We start from the raw sequence: 15,424 nt of genomic DNA, 5'->3' as shown, positions 1-15,424 counted from the left end.
ATCAATCATCAGTGCCGCCCAAAAAAGAAAGCCCGGTCCTGGGAGGACCGGGCAGCGCGCAGGCTGGCCGGGGGGATCCGGCAGGGAGTGGGGAGCCTGCGTAACTTAGTGGCGTCGTGCCTCAAAAAGGTTCAACGCGCCCGAACGGCGAAACCACGCGATCACACCACCTTGCGGGCAATATCCTCGATCGTTTCGGCGCGCTCGACCGCGATGACGCGAAGCCTTTCTGTCGGATCGCGGCCAAAGGGTACACCGACAGCGACGTGCAGGTCGGCGCGGGTCAGGCCGATGTCGGCGAGCTCGGCATCCGACATCTCGCCGAGGCGATAAAAGGCGCGGCGGTTTCTCCAGGCGCGGTAAACATTGGCAGCGGCATTGGCCACGCGCGTCGCAACGGCCGGACGCGAGGTGATGCGCGAGGTCTCGGTAGCGAAATCAAACGTAGCCATGTCGGTCTCCTTCACATTCGAACGGGCGAAACCGGTCGATCGGGCGCTGGCGACAGCGGCCGTTCCGGCTTCGATTCACATGCCTTCATGTGGACAATCGGAATTTGCCATGGCCCGATTGATTAATCCAACGAATGTTTCTAATCTTTAGCATCAGCATCAATGATGGATTAGGCCAATGAAAGCGCCGCTCGATCTCGATCAGTTGCAGACCTTCATCTCGATTGTCGACACCGGCAGCTTTACCCGCGCGGCGGAAGCGGTGCATCGCACCCAGTCTGCGGTGTCGATGCAGATGCGGCGGCTGGAGGAACGGATCGGCAAGCCGCTGTTCGAAAAAGACGGCCGCACCAACAGGCTGACCGAGGAAGGCGACAGACTGCTCTCCTACGCAAGGCGGCTGCTCTATCTCAACAAGGAAACACTGGCCGCCTTCGACGACCGCCGGCTCGAAGGCACCATCCGCATCGGCACGCCGGACGATTATGCCGATCGCTTCCTGCCAGAGATCATGGCGCGGTTTGCCCGTTCCAACCCGCATGTCGAACTGACCGTTATCTGCGAACCGACGCCGGGACTGGTCGAACACATCAAGCGCGGCAATCTCGACCTGGCGCTGGTGACGCACAACGACGCGCGCGGCCAGTCGGAAGTGGTGCGGCGCGAACCGCTGCTGTGGGTTACCTCGGCCAACCATGCGACGCATGAGCAGCCGATCCTGCCGATGGCCTTCGGCCGGCCGAACTGCATCTGGCGGCGGGCCGCCGCCGACGTGCTCGATCAGCAGAGCCGCGACTATCGCATCCTGTTCACCAGCTTCTCTGCCACCGTCATCGCCGCCGCGGTGCTTTCCGGTCTGGCGATCTCGGTGCTGCCGGAATGCGCGCTGCGGCCCGGCATGCGGGTGCTGGGCGAGGCCGACGGTTTCGGCGCCCTGCCCGATTGCCGCATCGGTATCATGCGCGGTCAGACCTCGCGGCCGGAGATCGTCGACGCGCTTGCGCGCCACATTTCGGAGAGCCTCGACAATATTTCCGTGCCACTCGGCGAGGAGACCGGCACGTTCGATTTCGCCGCCCTCGCCTTCGCCAAGATGAAGCGGACCAAGCCGAACCAGATCCTGCCGGGCTGGTGATCGCGCGTTTGGGGCGGACATCGAACACGGCCGCCTTGACGCCGGCCAGCAATCGTCCCCCAATCGGCCGATGAGCGACGCAGCATCCGAATCACGCACCAACGCCACCGAATATACGGTGAGCGAGATTTCCGGCGCGCTGAAGCGTACGGTCGAGGACGTCTTCGGCAATGTACGGGTGCGCGGCGAGATTTCCGGCTATCGCGGACCGCATTCCTCCGGCCATGCCTATTTCTGCCTGAAGGACGATCGCGCGCGGCTCGACGCCGTGGTGTGGAAGACCACGATGAGCCGGCTGAAATTCCGTCCAGAGGAAGGCATGGAGGTGATCGCCACCGGCCGGCTCACCACCTATCCCGGAAAGTCGAACTACCAGATCGTTATCGACAATCTCGAGCCGGCCGGTGCCGGTGCGCTGATGGCGCTGCTGGACGAGCGCAAGCGCCGGCTGCAGGCCGAAGGCCTGTTCGACGCGGCGCGCAAGCGCAGGCTGCCGTTCATGCCGTGCGTCATCGGCGTCGTCACCTCGCCGACAGGCGCCGTCATCCGCGACATCATCCACCGCATCAAGGACCGGTTTCCGCTGCACGTGCTGGTCTGGCCGGTGCGGGTGCAGGGCGAGACGGCGGGTGCGGAAGTGACCGCTGCCGTCAACGGCTTCAACGCACTGCCATGGGACGGCGCCATCGCGCGGCCCGATCTGTTGATCGTGGCGCGCGGCGGCGGCAGCCTGGAGGATCTGTGGGGGTTCAACGACGAAGCGCTTGCCCGGGCCGTCGCCGCTTCGGGCATTCCGGTGATTTCCGCGGTCGGCCACGAGACCGACTGGACATTGATCGATCTGGCGGCGGATGTGCGGGCGCCGACGCCGACAGGCGCCGCCGAGATCGCCGTGCCGGTCAAGGTCGACCTCGAAGCGACGCTTGCCGGCCTTGGCGCGCGGTTGAAGACCGCACTGTCGCGCAATTTCGAACGCAAGCGGCAGGCGGCACGCGCGGCCGCCCGTGCGCTGCCCTCGCCCGACCAGTTGCTGGCGCTGCCGCGGCGGCGCTTCGACGAGGCGACGAGCCGGCTCGGCCGGGCGCTGTCGGTCAGCGTCGAGCGCAAGCGAGCCAGGCTTCTGGGGCAGCGGCTGACGCCGGCGACTTTGTCGCGGCGCATGAACGAAGCCCGCACTCTGACCCGCCGCGACCTCGCCCGTGCGCAAGCGGCTTTCTTCGCCATCGTGCGCGAGCGTCGGGCGCGGTTTTCGCGCACGGCGACCAGACTGTCACCGGCGCCGATCGCAAGACGGCAGAAACTGCAAGGCGATGCCCTGCTGGCACTGACGCGGCGGCAGGACCAGGCGATTTCGCGGCGGCTGGACCGTCTGCGTGGAAAACTGACGCAGGCCGACCGGCTGCTGGCGACGCTCTCGCACAAGGCCGTGCTGGCGCGAGGCTTCGCGCTGGTCAAGGATGCGGACGGCGCGGTGGTCAAGCACGCGGCAGAAGTTGTGTCGGGGATGGCGCTTTCGCTGGAGTTCGCCGACGGCACCGCCGATGCAGTCGCCATCAGTGGCACGGCGCGGCCGAAGACGGTTGCCAAGCCCGCGGCCAAGCTCAAGGCGCCGGGCGGCCAAGGTTCGCTTTTCTGAGGAAAAAATGACCGACCCGCATCTTGCGACGCCCTCGGGCAAACTGCGCGCCCGCGCCTTCGCGATCCCATTCGATGGCACGCCAGGCCGCTTCAATGCCATCACCGATGTGCCCGGCGTGACGGTCGGCTATACCACGCTGATCTCAGGGGATGGGCCGCTCGTCGTCGGCAAGGGTCCGGTACGCACCGGCGTGACCGCGATCCTGCCACGGCCCAGAGACGAGTTGGCCGTCCCGGCGTTTGCCGGGATGTTCAGCGCCAATGGCAATGGCGAACTGACCGGCTCGCATCTGATAGAGGAGCTCGGAGCGTTCAATCTTCCCATCACCATCACCAACACGCATTCCTGCGGCGTCAGCCGCGACGCAACGCTGCGCTGGATGCAGACGGTGCTGCCGCAATCGCTCGACAGCGCCTGGGCGCTGCCGGTGGCGGGCGAGACTTACGACGGCTTCCTGAACGATATCAACGGCCACCATGTGAGCTTCGAGCACGTGTTTTCCGCGCTCGAAACGGCTGATAGCGGGCCGATCGAAGAGGGCAGCGTCGGCGGCGGCACAGGCATGATCACCTTCGGCTTCAAGGCAGGGTCCGGCACATCCTCGCGCAGCGTCGACTGGAATGGAAAGCGTTTAACGATCGGCTGCTTCGTCCAGTCGAATTTCGGTGCACGGCGAAACCTCGTGATCCGTGGCATCAGAGCCGGAGCGGAACTCGCCGATCCGGCGGCCCGGGACAACACGCCGCGAGCGGAGAAGAGCTCGATCATCGCGATCGTCGCCACCGATGCGCCATTCATGCCGCATCAGTTGAAACGGCTGGCGAAACGCGTGCCGCTCGGCGTGGCGCTAACCGGCGGCTATGGATACAATTCGTCCGGCGATATCTTTCTGGCCTTCAGCACGGCCAATCCCGACGCGGCGCGCGGCGCGGCCGGCAAGCTGGTCAGCGCCGGCTACATACCGGATGCCGATATCAACCCGTTCTTCGACGCCGTCGTTCAGAGCGTGGAGGAAGCAATCCTCAACGCGCTGGTCGCCAATGAAGACATGACCGGGCGCGACGGCAATTTCGTGCCGGCGTTGCCGAAAACATGGCTTAAGGAGAGATTTGGCAGAGCTGCGCGGCGATAAGACCGCGCAACTGCATCAGACAGGCAATGTTCGCCCGGCAGGTTTTGCCGGAGGCGGTCCGTCAGCCGGCAGGCTTGTTGGAATTCCGCTCGTCCTGGTCGGCCTCGGCCGCCTCTTCGAGCCTCGAAGCAATGAGCTCCTGAATGTCGCCGACCTCTTCCTGGATATCCTCCAGGGGTATGCCGGCCTCGGCAGCCTTGGCCGCACATTCCCTGGCGAGGGTCTCGGCCTGCTTCTCGATTCTGGCTGGCGAGGGCTGGCAGTGGACTTTTTCGCCAATCCACCCGCGCAAGAACTCGATCGCGTGTTCACTCATACTGCTGTTTCCCTAGCGGCTATGCCGGTTGGTAATCATAAACGTCGGCATCTTCGAAAAGATGCGTGCTGCCATTCGAGCCGAGTCGGCTTCGCCCGGCAAGCCGAACTTGTCCGAGGTCCACAGAGCTGAAGGGAATGGAGGGTTCAAGGAGCACGTTCTAGTTCTTGAGGACTGATTCTCTCGACGAAACTCGTTCGACCCGCGCTATTGTTTCTATTTGCTTTTTTTCGATTTTCAAGCCGTTTTAGATCACAATAGATGTCACAATGACTAGCACATTTACCGCGCTCTCGCCGGCACCATGTAAGAGGCGAGCCGTCAAAGCCGCCGCTATATAGTGACAACCATTTGCAATGTCGACTCTGCTCGCGATCCTGCTTCTTTCCGCCGCGCTTGCGTGAAGATATGTGGTGTGACGGGCCTTGCAGTGCAAGCTGCCGAGCGTCTCATGCAAGGCATGCAATAGCGTCTTGTGGAATCCTGAAGTGCTTGTCTCAGGGTGGCTCTCTACCGCCGGCGGTAAAGGATCATGCCGGCATGATAGAGGACGCCTTCGACGAACTCACCATCCGCGGTGAAGCCCGTATCGTCCCAGTATTCTATGTGGTTGCCGTGCACTTCATAGCGTCCCCGGTAGGCGCTTTCGCGGTCACCGCGCGCTTCGTCATAACGGCCGTTCGGCAGGAGTTCGTGCCTGATATGGCGATCCTCGGTGACCCACATTCCGACATAGGGATGATCTTGGTGCGTCATTGGTTCTTCCGCGAGGATTGGAGTTGAAGGAAGGGTCAGGCCGGTTGGAGCTACAGCAACGGCAATACGCGTAAGCACTGCGGCCAAAGTGGATCGCATCAATGCGCCGCCTTCGTCGGACGCACGACGATCTCGTTGACGTCGACATCGTCGGGCTGTTCGATTGCGTAGCGCACTGCCCTGGCGATGGCATCGGGTTGCAGGGCAATAGCACGCCAGGTTTTCATGGCGGCGGCAGCGGCTTCGTCGGAGATCGTGTTCGCCAGCTCGCTTTCCACCACGCCAGGATGAATGCAGGTTACGCGGATATCGTCACTCTCCTGGCGGAGCCCATCGGAAATCGCGCGGACAGCGTATTTCGTTGCGCAATAGACGGCGGCCGTGGGCGAGACGGCCAGTGCGCCGATGGAACCGATATTGATGATGTGACCGGAGCCGCGTGCCGTCATCTCGGGCAGAACCGCCGCGACGCCGTACAGAACACCCTTGATGTTGACGTCCACCATCAGCTCCCACTCGTCGACCTTCATGGCTGCCATGGCTGACAGCGGCATGACGCCGGCATTGTTGACGATGACATCGACCTGGCCCCATTCGGCCCGGGCTGCGTCGGCGAATGCTGCGACATCCGCCCTCCTGGTGACGTCGAGCGCTCGCACGCGAACCGTTCCACCAGCTGCCTCGATTTCGGCCGCAAGCGCTTCAAGGCGGTCGGTGCGGCGTGCGCCGAGCATCAGCTTCGCACCTGCCGCGCCAAGCTCGCGGGCAATGCCAGCGCCGATGCCGCTGGAGGCACCGGTGATCAGAACAACTCTGTTCATGGTCATCGAGATGATCCTTTTGGTCTGTGATTATTTTCACGATGTGAAGGGATTGGGTGCGGGTGAGCTCCCGCGGCGCGCCGGCCCTATTGGGGGGCTCACTGGGCGGTGTAGCCGCCATCGACCAGAAGCAAGGCCCCGGTGATGAAGCTGGATGCCGGCGAGGCAAGAAAGGCGATGGCCTCGGCAACTTCTTGCGGCTGGCCGATCCGGCCGATTGGATGCGCGCCGCCGAAGCTGCGCAGCATCTCCCGGCCATTCTCCACCACGCCTTCCATGATGTCGGTTTCGATCACGCCAGGGGCAACGGCGTTGCAGCGAATGCCCGTGCGCCCGTATTCGATCGCGATCACCTTGGTCAGCTGTGCGACAGCCGCCTTGGAGGAGGCATAGGCCGCCTGCGTCTCGAAGGCCGCGACGGCCGAGATCGACGAGACATTGACGATCGCGCCGCTACCGCCGGCGGCCATCAATTCCACTGCGGCACGGGCAGTGACGAAGCTGCCGCGCGCGTTGATCTGCAGGATGCGGTCATAGTCGTCGACCGAGGTCTCAGTCAGTCGTTTGTTGAGCGTGCGACCGGCATTGTTCACGACAATGTCCAGTCGTCCGAAGCGCTTCGCGGCGAGTTCGACCGAGCGTCTGGCCAGATCCTCGTCGGCGACATCGCCGACCAGGGTCGCCACATCCTCGGCTTCCAATTCGCGTACGCTGTCGCTGAGATCGCTTGCCACGATCCGGGCGCCCCGCGCCCGCAGCAGTTCCGCCGTGCAGCGGCCGATGCCGCGTGCCGCGCCGGTCACGAGGGCGACTTTTCCATCCAGGTCCCAGGGGGAAGGAAGTGATGTCATGGGGGTATCTCCTTGGTCAGCCGGCATCGACTTGGATCGGGGGATCAAGCCTTTCTTGCCGTTGCGACAGAGATAGAGCCATGGCATTGTCGCGATAACCCGCCCGCCGTTAACCTAGATGGTAAGTTTGACTAACCAATGGACATCGATCTCAATGCGATTGCCGTCTTCGTCACCGTGGCCGAGGAACGCAATTTTCGCGCTGCGGCAGACCGTCTGGGCGTGACGCGCTCAGCGGTCAGCCAGAGCATCCTCAGGCTTGAACAGCGCCTTGGCATCGCATTGCTGCAGCGCACGACACGCAGCGTCAACCTGACCGAAGCGGGCGAACGCCTGCTGGCGAGCGTCGCACCGGCGATCGCCGACGTGAACGCGGCAATCGAAGCCACCACGGAGTTTCTGGACCGCCCGCGCGGCCGCCTACGGATCGCGGTTTCGTCTATCGCAGAGGCCTTTCTGTCAGGACCGCTGCTGGCGTCCTTTGCAGAAAGGTTTCCCGAGGTGCATCTGGATATTGTGGTCACCGACGAGGAATTCGACATCGTTGCCGAAGGCTATGATGCGGGAGTGAGGCTCGGCGAAGTGATCGAGCAGGACATGATTGCCGTGCCGGTATCGGGCGATCAGCGGCAGATGGCCGTCTGCGCCCCGCGCTATCTCGAGAAGTTCGGAGCACCCGCCCATCCGCGCGAGCTTGTGGCACATCGATGTATCGGCTGGCGGCCGGCGCCGGGAGTTTCGCCCTATCGGTGGGAGTTCGGCGAGGACGGGCGCGAGTTCGACGTGGCGGTTGCGCCCGAGATCACTACCAACGACATGTGGCTGATGATCCGACTGGCCGTTGCAGGCGCCGGAATCACGTTCGGCATGGCCGATACATTCCGCCCCTGGCTCGACCGCGGCGAGCTCGTGCCAATCCTCGACGGCTATTTTCCGCCGTTTGCGGGTTTCTATCTTTATTTCCCCAGCAGACGGAATATCGCGCCGAAGCTGAGGGGCCTCGTGGACCACCTGCGCGCCACGCGCCAGGCGCGGGATCGCAGGTAACCGCAACCGGATCGTAGAGATCGCTTGCGCTATTGGTCAGAAGCCTGGCTGAAAGCTGAATGGTACCGTTGGCTGGGATCGAACCAGCGACCTCCGGATCCACAATCCGGCGCTCTAACCATCTGAGCTACAACGGCACGTTTGCCTGAGCGGGATCGAGATGAAACGTTCGGGATCCGCTCTGTCGTTCGGCGATGCGTCCATACGGGCTATCGGAGTTTAATTCAAGGCTTTTGGCAAGGCAAAAGCTCGCTCCGGCATCGCGTCATTTTCCGCCGGACAAAAGAAAAGGCCGGCGGGAGGAGGTGCCGGCCTTTTCCTGTTACGAGCCAGCGGGAGGAGGTGCTGGCTGGTCACCCCGGTGAGCAGAGGGAGGAGGTTCCACCCGCCGGGTATTCACTTAAATCACTATATCGCACATCTATTTGTCTGACGAAATGCGACCTTTTGATGCATCGTCAAACTGTGCGCAAATATTAGGCGATCTTGATTTCTTTCACGGCCTTCTCGAAGGCGGTCTTGATCGGCTTGGATACGTCCTCGGCCGCCTTGGCAGCAACCGCCTGGAAGTCCTTAGCCTGCTCGACGGTCATTTCAACGCGCTTGCGCAGGAAAGCGGTCTGCAACTCGACGACTTCCGACAGCGACTTGGCGCCGATCAGGGCTTCGAAATGCGAGAAGCCGGCTTCGGCATTGGCGCGCAGGGCGGCGATGGTCTTGAGCGACAGGTCGCTGGAAACGGACTTGGCGGTCTCGTAGGTCGATTCCAGAGCCTTCTGGGTCTCCTCGGCGCCGGTCTTCAGCTTGGCGTAGGCCTCTTTCGACTGCTCAACGCCCTTTTCGGCGAAGGCACGGATCTGGTCGGTGGCCTTCGAAGCGTCGAAGCTCGGGAATTCAACGTTTTCGATCGTTTCAGCGGTCTTGGTCCTGGACATTTTCCATCCTTTTCAGCGGCAGCGGCTTTGACAAAATGCCGTCTCGTTCATCTATCATGGCAATATAAAGGCAAATTTTGTGCGTTGCAACATGTTTGTTGCATCGCACCATAAAATATTTGGTTCGCAGCGTTAACCACGCGCCTAGAGATTCCGCTGGTTGCACGCTATGACTTGTGGACCTTCGCGCCGTCGGCTTTTATTAACAAAGCGTTAACCGCAAATTGCCCGCTCTGTGAGGGTCGCCAAGCGCATGCCGGCTGAAAACTACTCCTTCCTTGACGTCGCCGTGCTCGACGCCGTCCGCCTGCGCTTCGCCGCAGGCGACGCGATCGCCATTCTGTCGGCAGATCTCGAGCAGGTGATCTGGGCCAACGGGCCCGGCGCGGCGGTATTCGGCTATCCGGACATCGGCGCTATCATCGGCGCCTCGGCAGGGTTGCCGCTGATCGCCCGGCGCCAGATCATGGCAACCAGCGGTTTTCCGCAGATCGGCCGCGACCGTGCCATCACGGTCCGGCTGGCGACCGGCCTGACCAGCCGTGCCGTCGGTTTCCTGGCCAGCGCGGTGACCATGCCCGATGGCGAGGAAGCAATCATGCTGGCGCTGCAGGCGGCGCAGACCGGCTCGCGAAGCGCCGCCGAGATCGCCGACCGCGCCATCGGTGGCTTTACGGAAGACGGCCACTACATCGCCTTTGTCGATGCCAAGGGCAATATCGACGCCGCATCGCACGGCTTTTCGGCGCTCGGCATCCGGCCTGAGACGCTGGCCGCACTTGTCGCCGATGTGGCGAACGAGAGCGACCGCATCGTCAAGCGCCTGGTTCCGGGTGGGTCCAGCTCCTATCCCGCGGGCCTTGCCCGGCTGACGGAAGAGCGGCACCTGCTGGTGGTGATCGACGAGGACCGGCTTGACGGCGAGGCCCCCGATGGCGAGCGCGCCGGCGGGGAAACCGAGGCGGCAGCGGCACTGAGCGGTGGCGATCTTCCCCAGCCAACGGACCAGGACAACGAGCAGCCAATCGCCAGCACCGGCGCGGCGGAGATCGACCTTGCAGCGATGGAAGGCACCTCGGCATCGGCCGAGCACGAACCTGCCGACGCGGCCGACGATCACCGCACGGTTGGCGAAGCGCCGACGCAGCATGACCATTGGTACTTCAATGCCGGCGACGACGCGCAGGTCCCGCCCGGGGCAGCTGCGTCCGGCAAAGTCGAGACCAGCCCGGACGCTTCGCAGGCCGGCGCGGATACTTCGCCGGAAAGCGCCGCAAAGGCCACCAAAGCCGCCTCGCCGGCCGAACACCGCGCTTCGGCGATCGATCGCACCGCCGCGCCCATGCGTTTCGTCTGGCGTACCGACGCGGAGGGCCATTTCAGCGCCCTGTCGCCGGAATTTGCCGAGCTCGTCGGCAAGCCTGCCGCCGACGTGATCGGCCGCCGCTTCGAGGATGTTTCGGCCGCCTATGGCCTCGATGCTTCTGGCGAGATTGCCGGCCTGCTCGAACGGCGCGACACCTGGTCCGGCCGCTCCGTGCTGTGGCCGGTCGCCGGCACCGATCTGAAGATACCCGTCGATCTGGCGGCGCTCCCGGTTTACAGCCGCAGCCGCGTTTTCGAAGGTTTTCGCGGTTTCGGCGTGGCCAGGAGCGGCGATGCGGTGGTCGATCCGGATGCCGTCGGCATGGCCCTTGTCGCCGAGGAGAAACCTGCCGTGACCATCGGGCCGAAAGCCGTCGAACCTCTCCCCGAGACACCTAAACCCGCCGATCCGTTCAGGGGCGAAGTGCCGGCATTGACCATCGTGCCAAAACCCGAGCGGCGCTTTGCCGACAAGGTGATCCGGCTGGCCGAGCACCGGCAGCCGGCCAACGACAAGGGCCTGTCGACGCTGGAACGCAGCGCGTTTCGCGAGATTGGCGAGCGTCTCAAGAAGGACAGCACCCCGGCCGAAGAACAGCCCAGCGCCGGAAAGCAGAAGCCGGTTGAGAAAGTCGAGGCAGCCGGCAAGGCCGACGAGCCAAAGCTGAAAGAAGCCGGCCCGACGGACAAGGGTGAGATGCCGGAACCAGGTCCGGAAAGCGAGGCGGCTGCCGCCGAACCGCCCGAGGCCGATGCCGAGGACCAGAAGGACCTCGCCCGGCTCGACGGCGAGCAGCCGGATGAGGCGGTAGCAGAGGCGCAAGCCGGCGAACCCGTCACACGCCCTGTTTCCGGATCGCTGCTCGACTATGCCGATCGCGAACCCAGCGATGAAGCGCAGGAAGGCGTTGAGCCCAGCACGAACCGTCGAACGATCGTCGCCGAAGCGCCGCGGGATGGCGACGACGATAGCATGACGGCCGAAGATTTCCGTGACGCCGAGGATAGCGAGGATTGGTCCGAGGACAGCGCAGCCGCAGCCGACGCTGCCGGCCAGGTGCCGCCTGTCGAGCGGCCGCAGGCACCACCGCTCAAACTCGACGGCTTCGTGCCGTCGGCCTTTGCCGGAGAGGACAACAAGGGGCCGGATACCTCGATCCTCGGCAAGCTGCCAGTGCCGGTGCTTATCCATTCCGGCGATCAACTGCACTACGCGAACGACGAATTGCTCGGCTTGACCGGCTATGCGACGCTCAATGCCCTGGACGAGGCCGGCGGGCTCGGCGCGCTGTTTGCCGATCCTTATGCGGACGACGGCAGTTCCGACGGCGGCGACCGCGCTCTGCGGCTGAAAACGCGCGAAGGTCAGGAGTTTCCGATCGATGCGATTTTACGCTCCGTGCCCTGGGGAAACGGCAAGGCGCTGATGCTGGTCGTACGCCGTTCCGGCGACGACGAAGCAGCAGCCATTCCACATGGCGCCGCCGAAGACCAAACGCAGCCGGATGTTTCCGAGCTCAAGGCACGCATTGCCGAAATGCGCACCATCATCGACACCGCCACCGACGGCGTCGTGCTGATCGGCCGTAACGGAACGATCCGTTCAATTAGCCGTCCGGCGGAAGCGCTGTTCGGCTTCGACAGCGACGAGGTGACCGGCAAACCGTTCGTCTCGCTGTTTGCGATCGAAAGCCAGCGCGCGGCGCGTGACTATCTCGAGGGGTTGTCGGAGCCCGGCGTCGCAAGCGTGATGAACGATGGCCGCGAGGTGATCGGGCGCGAGGCGCAGGGGCGTTTCATTCCGCTGTTCATGACCATCGGCAGGCTGCCCAACGACAGCGGCTTCTGTGCGGTGGTGCGCGATATCACCCAGTGGAAGCGGGCCGAAGAGGACTTGACCCAGGCGCGCGCGGTCGCCGAACGCGCCTCGTCGCAGAAGACCGATTTTCTGGCCCGCATCAGCCACGAGATCCGCACGCCGCTCAACGCCATAATCGGCTTTTCCGAGCTGATGGTCGACGAGAAATTCGGGCCGGTGGCCAATGACCGCTATCGCGACTATCTGCGCGATATCAACCGTTCGGGCAACCACGTGCTCGATCTGGTCAACGACCTGCTCGACATTTCGAAAATCGAGGCCGGCCAGCAGGAGATGGCCTATGAGGCGGTGTCGCTTAACGACACGCTGGCCGAAACCGTGGCGATGATGCAGCCGCAAGCCAACCGGGAACGCGTCATCATCCGCTCCAGCTTCGCCTCGCGGCTGCCGGAAGTGGTGGCCGATCTGCGCAGCGTGCGGCAGATCGCGCTCAACATCCTGTCGAACGCCGTCCGCTACACGCAGGCTGGCGGCCAGGTGATCGTGTCGACGGCTTACGAGATCTCCGGCGATGTCGTCATGCGCGTGCGCGATACCGGCATCGGCATGAGCCAGTCCGAGATCGAGCAGGCGCTGAAGCCGTTCAAGCAGATCAATGCGCTGAAGCGCGGCCGTGGCGACGGCACGGGTCTTGGGCTGCCGCTGACCAAGGCGATGGTCGAAGCGAACCGGGCCCGGTTCACCATCAACTCGACGCCCGGCGAGGGAACCCTGGTCGAAGTCGCCTTTCCCTCGACCCGCGTGCTCGCCGGTTAGCTATGGTTGCGCAAAGAAAAAAGGCGTCCAACAGGACGCCTTGAATGATAGGATTGCTGTCACAACGGGGCTTGAGCGAATCAGATCCTCTCGGGGCTAAGAGGAACGGGATTTCTCCCTCAAGTTACGCACGACTATTGATGCCGGGCCTTAACAAATCCTTACCGGCACGCCGGAAAATTTACCAATGTGTACCACTCATGAAATCTAGGTAAATTCCGAAGAGATAATTTGTTAACGATACCTGAGACCTCAAAACGGCTCCCACCTTGGATCCCGGGGTCAGTCGGCAAGCTGCGGCAGGTTGCGGAACAGCTCGAGCGCTTCGGGATTGGCGAGCGCTTCCTTGTTCTTGATGGCGCGGCCGTGCACCATGTCGCGTACCGCGAGCTCGGTGATCTTGCCCGATTTGGTTCGCGGAATATCGCTGACGGCGACGATCTTGGCCGGCACGTGGCGCGGGCTCGCCCCGGTGCGGATTTTCGCGCGGATGCGTTTTTCCAGCTCGGCATCGAGCTCAACGCCGGCCGCCAGCCGCACGAACAGTACGACGCGCACGTCATTGTCGAAATCCTGGCCGATGCACAGCGCTTCGAGGATTTCCGGCATCTGCTCGACCTGATTGTAGATCTCCGCCGTGCCGATCCTGACACCGCCCGGATTGAGCGTGGCGTCGGAACGGCCATGGATGATCAGGCCGCCATGGACGGTCCATTCGGCGAAATCGCCGTGGCACCAGACATCGTCGAAACGTTCGAAATAGGCGGCTTTGTATTTCCTGCCGTCAGGGTCGTTCCAGAAGCCGATCGGCATTGCCGGAAACGCCTTGGTGCAGACGAGCTCGCCCTTCTCCTGGCGGAGCGGGCGGCCGTCATCGTCCCAGACATCGACGGCAAGGCCGAGCCCGGGCCCTTGGATCTCGCCGGTCCATACCGGTTCGATCGGCACGCCGAGCACGAAGCAGGAGACGATATCGGTGCCGCCGGAAATCGAAGCCAGATGCACGTCCTTCTTGATGCCTTCGTAGACGAAGCGGAAATCTTCCGGCGATAGCGGCGAGCCGGTCGATGAGATGGTGCGCACGCTGGAAAGATCATGCGTGCGGATCGGCTTCAGGCCGGCCTTGCGCACGGAATCGATAAATTTGGCCGAGGTGCCGAAATAGGTCATCTTTTCGGCATCGGCGAAGTCGAACAGCACATTGCCGTCCGGGTAGAACGGCGAGCCGTCGTAGAGCAGCAAGGTGGCGCCCGATGCCAGGCCCGACACCAGCCAGTTCCACATCATCCAGCCGCAGGTGGTGAAGTAGAAGAAGCGGTCGCCGTCGAGCAGGCCGGCATGCAGCCGTTCTTCCTTGACGTGCTGGATCAGCGTTCCGCCGGCCGAATGGACAATGCATTTGGGAATGCCGGTCGTGCCCGATGAAAACAGGATGTACAGCGAATGCGAAAACGGCAGCCTTTCGTAGGCGACAGGCCCTGCGGCAAAGGGTGACAGCGCCTCTTCCAGCGCAGCCGCCTTGCCGATGGTCGCGGCGACGTCGAGCGAGGTGCCGAGATAGTCGACAATGAGGACTTTGCGGACGGTGGCGAGCTTGCCCGCCACGGCCGCGATCTTGTCGGCGACTTCGATCGCCTTGCCATTGTACCAGTAGCCGTCCGGCGCGATGAACACGACAGGCTCGATCTGGCCGAACCGGTCGAGAACCCCCTGCTCGCCGAAATCTGGGGAGCAGGACGACCAGACCGCGCCGATCGACGCGGCCGCCAGCATCGCAGCAACGGTCTCCGGCATGTTGGGCATCATCGCGGCGATGCGGTCGCCCTTCTTCACCTTGAGCGACAGGAAAAGCTGCTGCAGCCGCGAGGTCAGCGCATGCAGCTCGTTCCAGGACAGCCGCCGCTCGACCTTGTCCTCGCCGCGAAAGACGATTGCGTCACCAAGCCCGGTTTTCTTGAGGAGATTCTCGGCGAAGTTCAGCTTCGCCTCAGGAAAGAAGGTCGCGCCGGGCATCTTGTCGCCATCGACCAGCACGCGTTCGCCCTTGTCGCCGACGATGCCACAAAAGTCCCAGACCAGGCTCCAGAAGGTCTCGCGGTGATCGATCGACCAGCGATGCAGGTCGGTATAGGAGGAGAAAGCCTCGCCGGCTATGCTCGCCGCGGCGTTCATGAAGGCGGTCATCGGCGCTGCGTCGATCTGCTCTTGCGTCGGGATCCAGAGCGGTGCGTCGTCAGCCATCATTGTTCCTCCTTAAAGCACGTCACGTTTGAAGAGATTCACGCGACGCGCTTTAAACTTTTGTCTTTATGCATGTCGTTTATCCCAAAACCGCTGCGC

12 protein-coding genes and 1 tRNA gene are annotated in these 15,424 nt (G+C 63.2%); 5 read left to right on the top strand and 8 right to left on the bottom strand.

Annotated elements, in window-relative coordinates:
- Positions 1-161 precede the first annotated feature (161 nt).
- On the bottom strand, positions 162-452 hold the full coding sequence (locus NKI58_RS07630; protein ID WP_352571613.1) for a DUF1127 domain-containing protein: 291 nt from the start codon (positions 450-452) through the stop codon (positions 162-164).
- 178 nt (positions 453-630) lie between these two features.
- Here NKI58_RS07630 and NKI58_RS07625 point away from each other — a divergent pair, with 178 nt between their 5' ends.
- The 3 genes from NKI58_RS07625 to NKI58_RS07615 all read left to right on the top strand — a co-directional run bounded on the left by NKI58_RS07625 (position 631) and on the right by NKI58_RS07615 (position 4,358).
- Positions 631-1,587 carry a LysR substrate-binding domain-containing protein gene (locus NKI58_RS07625; protein WP_023680469.1) on the top strand — a complete coding sequence of 319 codons (957 nt, stop codon included), beginning with the start codon at positions 631-633 and terminating at the stop codon, positions 1,585-1,587.
- Positions 1,588-1,657: 70 nt separating this feature from the next.
- Positions 1,658-3,223, top strand: a complete 1,566-nt coding sequence (gene xseA / locus NKI58_RS07620; RefSeq protein ID WP_352457093.1) for an exodeoxyribonuclease VII large subunit — start codon at positions 1,658-1,660, stop codon at positions 3,221-3,223.
- A 7-nt stretch (positions 3,224-3,230) separates the two neighbouring features.
- Positions 3,231-4,358, top strand: a complete 1,128-nt coding sequence (locus tag NKI58_RS07615; RefSeq protein WP_352698063.1) for a DmpA family aminopeptidase — start codon at positions 3,231-3,233, stop codon at positions 4,356-4,358.
- Between the two features lie 61 nt (positions 4,359-4,419).
- On the opposite strand, the gene NKI58_RS07610 is transcribed toward NKI58_RS07615, so the two are convergent.
- The 4 genes from NKI58_RS07610 to NKI58_RS07595 form a co-directional block, all read right to left on the bottom strand.
- Positions 4,420-4,674: a DUF768 domain-containing protein gene (locus tag NKI58_RS07610; RefSeq protein ID WP_023677464.1), complete on the bottom strand. Its 255-nt coding sequence runs from the start codon at positions 4,672-4,674 to the stop codon at positions 4,420-4,422.
- A gap of 510 nt (positions 4,675-5,184) precedes the next feature.
- On the bottom strand, positions 5,185-5,529 hold the full coding sequence (locus tag NKI58_RS07605) for an Atu4866 domain-containing protein (RefSeq protein ID WP_352577548.1): 345 nt from the start codon (positions 5,527-5,529) through the stop codon (positions 5,185-5,187).
- Positions 5,529-6,257 (bottom strand): SDR family oxidoreductase, encoded by a 729-nt coding sequence (locus tag NKI58_RS07600; protein ID WP_352541770.1) that lies wholly within the window; start codon positions 6,255-6,257, stop codon positions 5,529-5,531. Before NKI58_RS07600 ends, NKI58_RS07605 begins: the two co-directional genes overlap by 1 nt.
- Before the next feature lie 92 nt (positions 6,258-6,349).
- Positions 6,350-7,102: an SDR family NAD(P)-dependent oxidoreductase gene (locus NKI58_RS07595; RefSeq protein ID WP_352571617.1), complete on the bottom strand. Its 753-nt coding sequence runs from the start codon at positions 7,100-7,102 to the stop codon at positions 6,350-6,352.
- A gap of 138 nt (positions 7,103-7,240) precedes the next feature.
- On the opposite strand from NKI58_RS07595, the gene NKI58_RS07590 reads away from it, so the two are divergent.
- Positions 7,241-8,149 carry a LysR family transcriptional regulator gene (locus NKI58_RS07590; protein ID WP_352571618.1) on the top strand — a complete coding sequence of 303 codons (909 nt, stop codon included), beginning with the start codon at positions 7,241-7,243 and terminating at the stop codon, positions 8,147-8,149.
- A 60-nt stretch (positions 8,150-8,209) separates the two neighbouring features.
- Here the strand turns inward: NKI58_RS07590 and NKI58_RS07585 are convergent.
- Together NKI58_RS07585 and NKI58_RS07580 are read right to left on the bottom strand one after the other, a co-directional pair.
- A tRNA-His gene (locus NKI58_RS07585) sits at positions 8,210-8,286 on the bottom strand.
- 339 nt (positions 8,287-8,625) lie between these two features.
- Entirely contained in the window at positions 8,626-9,084 is a 459-nt protein-coding gene (locus NKI58_RS07580) for a phasin (RefSeq protein ID WP_254819298.1), read from the bottom strand.
- 253 nt (positions 9,085-9,337) lie between these two features.
- Between NKI58_RS07580 and NKI58_RS07575 the strand changes: the two genes are divergently transcribed.
- Positions 9,338-13,084, top strand: a complete 3,747-nt coding sequence (locus tag NKI58_RS07575) for a PAS domain S-box protein (RefSeq protein WP_352826587.1) — start codon at positions 9,338-9,340, stop codon at positions 13,082-13,084.
- Between the two features lie 282 nt (positions 13,085-13,366).
- Here NKI58_RS07575 and NKI58_RS07570 read toward each other — a convergent pair whose 3' ends face one another.
- The gene (locus NKI58_RS07570) at positions 13,367-15,325 is read right to left on the bottom strand and encodes an acetoacetate--CoA ligase (protein ID WP_352783631.1); all 1,959 of its coding nucleotides are present in this window, start codon (positions 15,323-15,325) and stop codon (positions 13,367-13,369) included.
- Positions 15,326-15,424: the final 99 nt, after the last annotated feature.

Source organism: Mesorhizobium sp. M0522 (assembly GCF_040321085.1).
In the GTDB taxonomy this organism is placed as follows: domain Bacteria; phylum Pseudomonadota; class Alphaproteobacteria; order Rhizobiales; family Rhizobiaceae; genus Mesorhizobium.
This window is presented reverse-complemented; position numbering and strand designations above follow the sequence as displayed.